Source organism: Shewanella aestuarii (assembly GCF_011765625.1).
Classification (GTDB): domain Bacteria; phylum Pseudomonadota; class Gammaproteobacteria; order Enterobacterales; family Shewanellaceae; genus Shewanella; species Shewanella aestuarii_A.
Map to the genome: position 1 here is coordinate 3609853 of NZ_CP050313.1, position 8966 is coordinate 3618818.

Below are 8966 nucleotides of genomic sequence, written 5' to 3' on the forward strand. Positions count from 1 at the left end.
ATTATATCCTCTGTGATATTGAGTAAACTTACCACAGAGGCTTGTACCAGTTTTTGAGGTATTTTAAGGGAGTAAGTGTTCACCTTGCCACAACTGTGCAAGTGTTTCACGCTCTCGAACTAACACATCTTTGTCACCGTCAACCATAACCTCTGCCACACGAGGACGAGAGTTATAGTTTGATGACATAACAAAGCCATACGCGCCACTTGAACGTACAGCAAGCAAGTCACCTTTTTTGACCGACAACTGGCGATCTTTTCCTAAAAAGTCACCGGTTTCACACACAGGGCCAACCACATCGTAGGCATAGGTTTGCCCGTCAGTTTGCTGTACCGGAATAATATTTTGCCATGCGCTATAAAGTGATGGTCGAATAAGGTCATTCATTGCTCCATCAACAATCGCAAAGCGCTTATCGCTGTTTTCTTTAAGGTATAAAACTTCGGTCACAAAGATACCCGCATTAGCAGCAATGGCACGACCAGGTTCAAAAATGAGTTTTAATGGTCTGTTGCCCAAACGCTCAACTAAAGCCGCTGCATACGCATCAGGATGTGGAGGCGTTTCATCATTGTAAGGTACGCCTAAACCACCACCTACATCGAAATGCTCAATCACAATACCTTGCTCAGCCAGCCTATCAATCAAGGCTAGCATGCGATCCATAGCATCTAAAAAGGGTTTTATTTCAGTTAGCTGCGAACCAATGTGACAATCGACCCCTTTAACTTGTAAATGCGCTAATTGTGCAGCACGAGCAAACACTTGCTCCGCTTCGTCCATCGCAATACCAAACTTATTTTCTTTCAGTCCGGTTGAAATATAAGGATGAGTACCAGCATCGACATCAGGATTAATACGTAGCGATACTGGGGCAACTTTATTTATTCTACCGGCCACTTCGTTTAGTTGCTCAAGCTCAGCGCTTGATTCAACATTAAAACAATAAATGCCCAAGTTTAAGGCTAACTCCATTTCAGCAACGGTTTTACCCACCCCTGAAAACACCACTTTTTGAGGATCGCCGCCAGCTTGAATGACCCGAGATAACTCACCGCCGGACACAATATCAAAACCACTGCCTAAACGCGCCAAAGCATTTAATACACCAAGGTTTGAATTAGCCTTAACCGCATAACAAATTAAATGAGGGTGGTCAGCAACCGCTTTATCGAATGCGTGCCAGTGACGCTCTAATGTGGCACGAGAATAAATATAAAGCGGCGTGCCATGTTTTTTAGCGAGCGCATCTACATTACAATCTTCAGCAAATAATTTATTATTTTGGTAGGTAAAAAAATCCACAATGCGCTTCCTTTATTAATGCGGTTGTTCTGTGTTGTTAGGTATTTCTGCCGGCTCTTTTGTCGCATTTGCTTCAACAGCGGGTTCAGAAGTTTGATTCACTTCTGAAGCGGGAGTTTTATATAACGCCCCTTTTTGGCCACATGCAGTGACGACTAGGCTAGCAAGCAAAAGTAATAAAAGCAGTCTCATTTTTCTCAACATCTATGCATCTAATCAATTATGGCCTTATAATCGCATTCATAACGCAGAAAGCAAAGGATAGAAATGCATGGCAATCACAGATACAGAGTTTCACCAATTGGCTGATGAAATTTTCAGCGCCATTGATAGCGCCATTGACAAAGCGATTGATGAACAAGATGCGGATGTTGATGTTAATTATAGCGGCAACGTGGTGCAGTTAACCTTTGAAGATGGTTCGCAAATAGTGATAAATAAACAGGAACCATTGCACGAGATTTGGTTAGCGACAAGAACAGGCGGATATCACTTCACTTACCAAGATGGCCAATGGTTAGATACCCGCAACAACCTTGCTTTTATTCCTTTTGTACTGGATGCCATTGCCAAACAAGGCGGCATTGTCATCAATATCTAAAGCAAATCTAGCTTGAATGACAAATGGGCTGTGTTTAAAAAGCAGAGCCCATTTCATCCTCTTTCACCCCAAATGGTACCACTTTAAGCTGGCCATTTATCCTGACTAGTTGATAAAACTGCGGCATATTAAAATAGGTTTGCTGCTCTTTATGATGATTTTTTACAAAACGTATACTCTGCTGAGTCACATAGCTTTGCAGTGATACGCTATCAATCACAAACTGACGTAATTGGTTATCTTCATCAGCTTGAATCACTTCTAACTGCTTATTCAACTGGCGTAAAAATATCTGAATTGAGCCTTTAGCAAGATAATTTTGAATAATTGCCGGCACTTTTGAATAAGGCTCCTCGGGTAATTCTGGACGTGGCAATGACACAATCGGTCGACTCACATTTTTATGAAATAGTTCAGAGGGCTTATCCAAAAGACGATACATCATCTCAAGGGAGTTAAAGTACAATCCGTATTTATTATCCCCTAAATGCATTTCTAACATTAGGGTTTGGCTATCGGTGACTCTTTGGATCATGTGATAACACTGCAATAATAGCTGCTTAAGTTGATCACGTAATTGTTTGGAGAGTTTTGCCGCACAACTAATCACTGATAAATGAGTATTATCGCTAGCTCGCCTTAAACCCAGTGCAATAAATGAAATCGCTTCGAGTAACGCGGTTTCACCGCTGAATCGATGACTATGCCACTCTCCCCAACTGTTTAAACAGACAATATCAACACTGGACAGCATATTGAGTTTACCTCGACCGAACGAGAAAATATCACCATTCATGTAATCAGCCATAATTTCTTGGCCGTGCCAATTGGCCGTTAAATCATTATCAACATTGGCAACAAATATAATGCGCCGATAAAACCAAGGCTGGCATAAATCACGCTTGGTGACATCTGTTGCTAAGGTTAATTCAGTGGTTAACTTAAAAGCTAGATAACTCAGCTTAAGGGCATAATTTTTACTACATTCAAATGCTATCCATTGTGTCTTTTTCACAGCCAGTCCATTCATCACAGCCCAAGCAACTAAATCAGTGACAGTGTCAGCTGAAAATAGTGCTTGCTGACCGATAAGTTGCTTTTGCTGGCTTACCCCGCGATATAAGTGATAGCGAGCATCTTTTTTAGAAAACAATACCGCTAAATACTGCTCAGCAATCCCTTGGCTCCATAAACGATTTAAGGGTTGCAGTAGATGTGTTTCATCATTAAAAAAGCTATGCAACTTGCGTGCAAGTAAACCAAGCTCTTCCACTCTCATGCGGTCACTTAACTCATACTTAGAAGCAAACTGAAGTAAGTTTTTATAACTAATAAGCATTAGCTCGTTTAGTTGCTGATTAAACCACTGTAATTGGCCCGAATGCCAGCTGGAGGCGTTATCTAAAGTCACTAACAAACTGCTTGGCCAACGCCAATCAGTCACCAATTGCGACAGCTTTTTAAAACGCCAATCATGACGACTTTTTTGCGGGTCTGACAATGCCACACCACATTTAAGATAAAAGCAACGACGCATAATTTCTAAGCGTCTAACTTCTCGTCGACCCATTAAATAATCTTCAATGCGGTAGTATAGTTTTAAATATGCATCGTTTTCATCGCTAAAGTCATCAGCAAGGCAAGCTTGCCAAATTTGCTTAGAAATCATGTTATTCGCAGGGTATTCACTGGCATAAACTTCAAGTAGTAATACTTTTAGTAAGGCTTTATGAGGTTTATGTAATCCTTTGTATAACTGCCACAAGGAGGCGCCAAAATATTCACTAGCAGGAATATTCGCAAGCTCTCCCAAATTTAATAATTCATCACCCGATGCCTCTGGCCACCAAGCAATGGTTTTACCTGCCAGTTTAATATGCGAGCGATAAAACTCTTCTAATAGCAACCAATGCTGAACTGAGCCACTGTTATCTTCACCCACGGGTAAGCAGTTATCATAAAGACCACATTCTCGAAATTGAAAGGGATGAATGGTGTAGAAGTTAACTTCAAAATCAAAACTGGCGAACCATTGGGTAATGGCTGTGGCTTTTTGGGTAATTAAATCAAGGTCAATTTGACTCAGACCTGACTGGTAAACCAACCATACGTCGACATCACTATTAGCATGCTGACCAAAACTGGCGGAACTGCCCATGGCATAAATACCTTCAAAGGCATAAGGCTGGTTTGAATCAAGTTCAATATAATCAATTTCAACATAATGACATGCGGCTCTCACGGCGCCGCTATTGCTAAAGCTTGCAATACCACTGGCGGTAAGTGGATTGATAAAACCGGGAAGCAAGCTGGAGTTGTGATGGAATAAATAAGGAATAAGTAAAAATAACTGCTGCTGTGTTAACGACAACACTTGGTTCACTCGTTGCATTCTTAACGAATTAAGCTTATTAACCTGTTGAAGTTCATAGCATTGCGACATATTAACGATAAGATTCCATTCAATGGTGATATTTTTCAGGCCTTAATTAAGCCTTTAGGTATTACGTAGCTGGCCGTACATTCTACGGCATAAATGTGACGCGGTTCAAATATAGCTGATTATTGTGACAAAGGCGTTATATTGTTACTTATCATTTCAACTAGCATTCAGCTCAATATGAAATCAATGTTTTTACTGATTGAATGACCTCAGTCAGCAAAAAATGCAGTGGGACTTCAAACAATTTACATCCGGTTATGACAAATTCCGCAATCAAATGTTAGCATTAACGCAATTAATGTTATCTGATGGATAAATTTTGCTATGTCTGAAAACACTATTCGTATCGCTACTCGTAAAAGTCCACTGGCCATGTGGCAAGCTGAGTTTGTTAAAGCTGAATTAGAGCGCATTCACCCAGGTTTAGTGGTTGAGTTGCTGCCAATGAGCACAAAAGGTGATGTGATTTTAGACACACCACTTGCTAAAGTCGGTGGTAAAGGCTTATTTGTTAAAGAGTTGGAAGTCGCCATGCTTGAAGGCCGTGCCGATATTGCTGTGCACTCGATGAAAGACGTTCCAGTCGACTTTCCTGAAGGCTTAGGTTTGCAGGTTATTTGTGAACGTGAAGACCCACGTGATGCTTTTGTATCAAACACTTACAAGAGTTTATCAGAATTACCACAAGGTGCAGTCGTTGGCACCTCAAGCTTACGTCGCCAATGTCAAATTCGCGCAGCTCGTCCAGATCTGGTGATAAAAGACTTACGCGGCAATGTTGGAACCCGCTTAGCGAAACTTGATAGTGGTGATTATGATGCCATTATTCTTGCTGCTGCAGGTTTAATCCGCCTAAAATTAGAGCAGCGTATCGCGGGCTTTATTTCTTCTGAAGAGTCTTTACCGGCTAATGGTCAAGGAGCTGTAGGTATTGAGTGTCGCACCGATGATGAGCGTGTTAAAGCATTATTAGCGCCCCTTGAGCATTTAGAAACTCGTTACCGCGTTCTTGCTGAACGAGCAATGAATACTCGTTTAGAAGGTGGTTGCCAAGTTCCAATTGGCGCGTATGCTGAAATCGAAGGTGATGTTATGACATTACGCGGTTTAGTGGGTAACCCAGATGGAAGCCAAATTATTACCGGCCAAGTGACTGGTAATAAAACTCAAGCCATTGAGTTAGGTCAAGCATTAGCGGATGATCTATTAAGTCGCGGTGCAAAACCAATTCTTGATGCGGTTTACGCCAAGTAAACTTTGCGATGAAAGTCTTGTTGACGCGACCCGATGGTCGTAATCAAGAAATGATTGAGCAACTTGAAACCCGTCAAGTTGCTCATTTAGTCACCCCTCTTTTGGGGGTTGAAGCAACTCAATCCCCTGTCCCAAAGCAATTTTACAGCACTGATAATTTCATTTTTATCAGCACGAATGCTGTAACTTATGCCGCTGAAAAACTACAGCAGCACTTCCCCAAGCAAGCACGATACTTTGCTGTTGGCCAAGCTACTGCTGATGCGCTGACAAAACTCGGTTTGTCAATATTTACCGCGCCAGAATCTAGCCAAGATAGTGAAGGCTTATTATCGCTAGTTCAACTACAAAATGTTGATAAAAAATCATTTATTATCGTCAGAGGTAATGGCGGTAGAGAAACACTCGCGGAACAATTACGGCTTAGAGGTGCGCAGGTTGATTACTGGGAAGTCTATCAGCGAACCCTACCGCACTATAACAACCAAGCCATTTGCCAACAATGGCAGGCGTTTGGAATCGATACCATTGTTGTTACTAGCGGTGAGATATTAGCCAACTTAATTGCGCTTATGCCAAAAGAATTATTTGCATGGCTGCGTTCATGTCATATCATAGTGCCGAGTAATCGCGTGGAATTACAGGCAAATGCGTACGGTTTAAGCAATATAACCAATGCAAATGGAGCAAATACTCAAGCTATACTCAGGGCTTTGAGCTTGCCAAGCTAAGTCAACAAAACTAAGTCAATTGCCGCCACTAGGTTAAAAATAGCCATGATTATCGCTATTAATTTGTCGTATTTTGCTTTCAAGGACAGTTCATGGAAAATAACACCCCCGAATCAATGCCCGCAGATCATAAAAACTCATCATCTGCAGAGCCCGCAAAAGACGACTCTCAAAAAAGTGCCGCCGTCAAACGCTCCCCAAGGCCTTCTAGTCGCCATCGCAGACATAGCAGTTCGTGGTGGGTACGATTAAGTATTTTTATTAGTTGGCTTGCTGCTGGTGCGGCCATCAGTGGTTGTTATTGGCTCTATATGCAACTTGATGTTCAACAAGCACAACAACAAATGATAAACGCTGAACTAGCCACGCTAACCCAACAAGAACAAGCGTTAACCCTTGAAATAAAACAAGCATTAATTACGCCAACCCGACGTATTGAGCAATTAGAGCGCCAACAGAGCGATTATACCAAGGCATACCAACAACTGGCCGAATTAAAACAAGCTCAACAACAATTGCAGCAACGTATCGCAATTGTTGCCCAGCGCAGTCCAAACCATTGGATGGCTGCGGAAGCTGAATATCTAATCGGGATGGCCGGACGTAAGTTGTGGCTTGAAAAGGATCCACAAACCGCATCTCTTTTACTGCAAACCGCAGATAACCGCATTGAAGCCATGAAAGATCCTGCTTTACATCAACTTCGCAAAGCCTTAGCGCAAGATATTGCCGCAACTAAAGCGATTAAAACGACTGATATTAGTGGTGCAGTCTATAAAATTGATGCGTTAATCGAACAAATTAGCCGCTTGCCGCTAAATCAAGTAGATACTGAGATCCAGCCAGACCCATTGGCAGCGCCAATTACCGACTCAATTGATGACTGGCAAACCAATTTAGCCAAATCATTTAAGCAGTTTATGGATGGCTTTATTACCATTCGTGAACGCACCACAGACTTAGAGCCATTACTGCCTGTAGAGCAACACTGGTACTTAGTTGAAAATGTGCGTCATAAGCTTCTTCAATCTCAAATGGCCTTATACAACTATGATCAAAAGGCTTATCAAAATTCAGTAAATTATGCACTGAATTGGACCAAGCAATATTTCGATAATAGCGACAGCAATACCCAACACGTGATTAAACAATTAGAGCAAGTTTCGCAGTTAAAAATTGAATCAATTCATGGCTACCAATTTAAGTCGACCCCACTAATTCAACAGCTTGTTAGCTATGGCGATATGATGCCAACTGAGGAGCCAAGCTTATGATAAAGATCTTAGCTTATGTCATTATCATCTTGGTTGGCTTATGTGTAACCCCCTACATTTTAGAAGCTAAAGGTTATATTTATATTGCCATTTGGGACTATCAAATTGAAACCAGCATTATCTTTGGTTTATTTGCCTTAATCGCTTTGTTTATTACCTTAGAAGTCAGTAAAAAGCTGATAATGTGGCTGTTAACCTTGGCATTAAGTAGCCGTTACCTACCAGAGCGTTGGCGCGTAAAAAAAGCAAAAAAACAAACTTTAATAGGGGCGCTGGCGCTTGCCGAAGAAGATTGGCCATCCGCTGAAAAAGCTATGATCAAAGGCGCAGCCAGTGGTGAATTACCCGCACTGAATTACTTTGCTGCCGCTCGCGCTGCACAGCATCAGCATAAAATCACAGAACGAGATAATTATTTAGCCAAAGCAGAAGCCGACCCCTTAGCTAAAGTAGCGGCACTGACAACCCGTACTCGCTATTTACTGCAAGAAGGTGAACTTGACAAAGCACGAGAGCTGTTAAACCAGCTTAATCCGACCAGTAAAAGCAAAGATCCTGTCCTAAAAATTGCGTTAGACCTTTACCAGGCTCAACAAGATTGGTCAGCGGTGAAACTCATATTGCCTTTGCTTGCTAAGCGCAAGATACTAACCGATGAAAAACTAACTCAGCTTACTGAACAAGCAAATAATATTTTGCTTCAACAAGCTGCAGAGCAATCTAATGAAGAATTAGAGAAAACTTGGGGCTGGTTAAGTAAATCAGAGCGACAAAACCCAACAACCTTAGTCAGTTACTTATTGGGACTGTGTCAACATCAGCGTAGCCATGATGCGCTAAAAATATTATATAAAAATATTAAGACTAACCCAGTTGACTATTTATTTGATGCTGTGCCACAAATAACCACAGCTCATGATGCTGATATTCGAAAGTTACTGGGTAAATTTGAACAATCTCATCAGGATAATGTTAACTATCAGATTTGTATGGCAAAGTTGGCACAACAAACCCGTGATATGCAACTTGCCAAAACGCATTGGTCTAATGCTTGCCGCATAGCCCCGTCACGAGCTAACTGGCTAGCGTTAGCGCAAACCCAAGAACAGCTTGGTGATAACATCATGGCAATGCAAAGCTATCGTCATGCAGCACACTCTATTGATTAATTTTCGCTACTTAATTTAACTTCACAAGCCTGCCCATCGCGCAGGCTTTTTTTATCAATCCTACATTACCAAAGTAAAAAATAATAAAAAATCAAACAAATCATAAAGCTAGCTAGTAACTCGAGACTACTTAATTTTTATCCACATACCAAATACCGCCATGTCAACTTAACTATTGTAATGGAT

8 protein-coding genes are annotated in these 8966 nt (G+C 41.4%); 5 read left to right on the forward strand and 3 right to left on the reverse strand.

Features of this window, described 5'->3' with window-relative positions; all coding sequences use genetic code 11:
* Positions 1 to 63: 63 nt before the first annotated feature.
* Both lysA and lptM read right to left on the reverse strand, forming a co-directional pair.
* Complete coding sequence (lysA, locus tag HBH39_RS15760; RefSeq protein ID WP_167679617.1) at positions 64 to 1308, reverse strand: diaminopimelate decarboxylase; 1245 nt, start codon at positions 1306 to 1308, stop codon at positions 64 to 66.
* A gap of 15 nt (positions 1309 to 1323) precedes the next feature.
* Positions 1324 to 1500 (reverse strand): LPS translocon maturation chaperone LptM, encoded by a 177-nt coding sequence (gene lptM / locus HBH39_RS15765; protein ID WP_244325676.1) that lies wholly within the window; start codon positions 1498 to 1500, stop codon positions 1324 to 1326.
* A 79-nt stretch (positions 1501 to 1579) separates the two neighbouring features.
* Between lptM and cyaY the strand changes: the two genes are divergently transcribed.
* A complete protein-coding gene (gene cyaY / locus HBH39_RS15770) occupies positions 1580 to 1909 on the forward strand; it encodes an iron donor protein CyaY (protein ID WP_167679619.1) in 330 nt (109 codons plus the stop codon).
* A 34-nt stretch (positions 1910 to 1943) separates the two neighbouring features.
* Here cyaY and HBH39_RS15775 read toward each other — a convergent pair whose 3' ends face one another.
* On the reverse strand, positions 1944 to 4352 hold the full coding sequence (locus tag HBH39_RS15775; protein WP_167679620.1) for a class I adenylate cyclase: 2409 nt from the start codon (positions 4350 to 4352) through the stop codon (positions 1944 to 1946).
* Positions 4353 to 4676: 324 nt separating this feature from the next.
* Between HBH39_RS15775 and hemC the strand changes: the two genes are divergently transcribed.
* The 4 genes from hemC to HBH39_RS15795 all read left to right on the forward strand — a co-directional run bounded on the left by hemC (position 4677) and on the right by HBH39_RS15795 (position 8780).
* Complete coding sequence (gene hemC, locus HBH39_RS15780) at positions 4677 to 5606, forward strand: hydroxymethylbilane synthase (protein WP_167679621.1); 930 nt, start codon at positions 4677 to 4679, stop codon at positions 5604 to 5606.
* 8 nt (positions 5607 to 5614) lie between these two features.
* Complete coding sequence (locus tag HBH39_RS15785; RefSeq protein ID WP_167679622.1) at positions 5615 to 6337, forward strand: uroporphyrinogen-III synthase; 723 nt, start codon at positions 5615 to 5617, stop codon at positions 6335 to 6337.
* Positions 6338 to 6429: 92 nt separating this feature from the next.
* Entirely contained in the window at positions 6430 to 7611 is a 1182-nt protein-coding gene (locus tag HBH39_RS15790) for a uroporphyrinogen-III C-methyltransferase (RefSeq protein ID WP_167679623.1), read from the forward strand.
* Complete coding sequence (locus tag HBH39_RS15795; RefSeq protein WP_167679624.1) at positions 7608 to 8780, forward strand: heme biosynthesis HemY N-terminal domain-containing protein; 1173 nt, start codon at positions 7608 to 7610, stop codon at positions 8778 to 8780. The genes HBH39_RS15790 and HBH39_RS15795 overlap by 4 nt, the downstream gene beginning before the upstream one ends.
* The last annotated feature ends 186 nt before the right edge of the window (positions 8781 to 8966 follow it).

Coding starts and splice junctions, on each gene's coding strand:
- lptM (WP_244325676.1), bottom strand. CDS start 1,500: ATGAGACTGCTTTTATTACTTTTGCTTGCTAGCCTAGTCGTCACTGCA.
- cyaY (WP_167679619.1), top strand. CDS start 1,580: ATGGCAATCACAGATACAGAGTTTCACCAATTGGCTGATGAAATTTTC.
- HBH39_RS15795 (WP_167679624.1), top strand. CDS start 7,608: ATGATAAAGATCTTAGCTTATGTCATTATCATCTTGGTTGGCTTATGT.
- HBH39_RS15785 (WP_167679622.1), top strand. CDS start 5,615: ATGAAAGTCTTGTTGACGCGACCCGATGGTCGTAATCAAGAAATGATT.
- hemC (WP_167679621.1), top strand. CDS start 4,677: ATGTCTGAAAACACTATTCGTATCGCTACTCGTAAAAGTCCACTGGCC.
- HBH39_RS15775 (WP_167679620.1), bottom strand. CDS start 4,352: ATGTCGCAATGCTATGAACTTCAACAGGTTAATAAGCTTAATTCGTTA.
- HBH39_RS15790 (WP_167679623.1), top strand. CDS start 6,430: ATGGAAAATAACACCCCCGAATCAATGCCCGCAGATCATAAAAACTCA.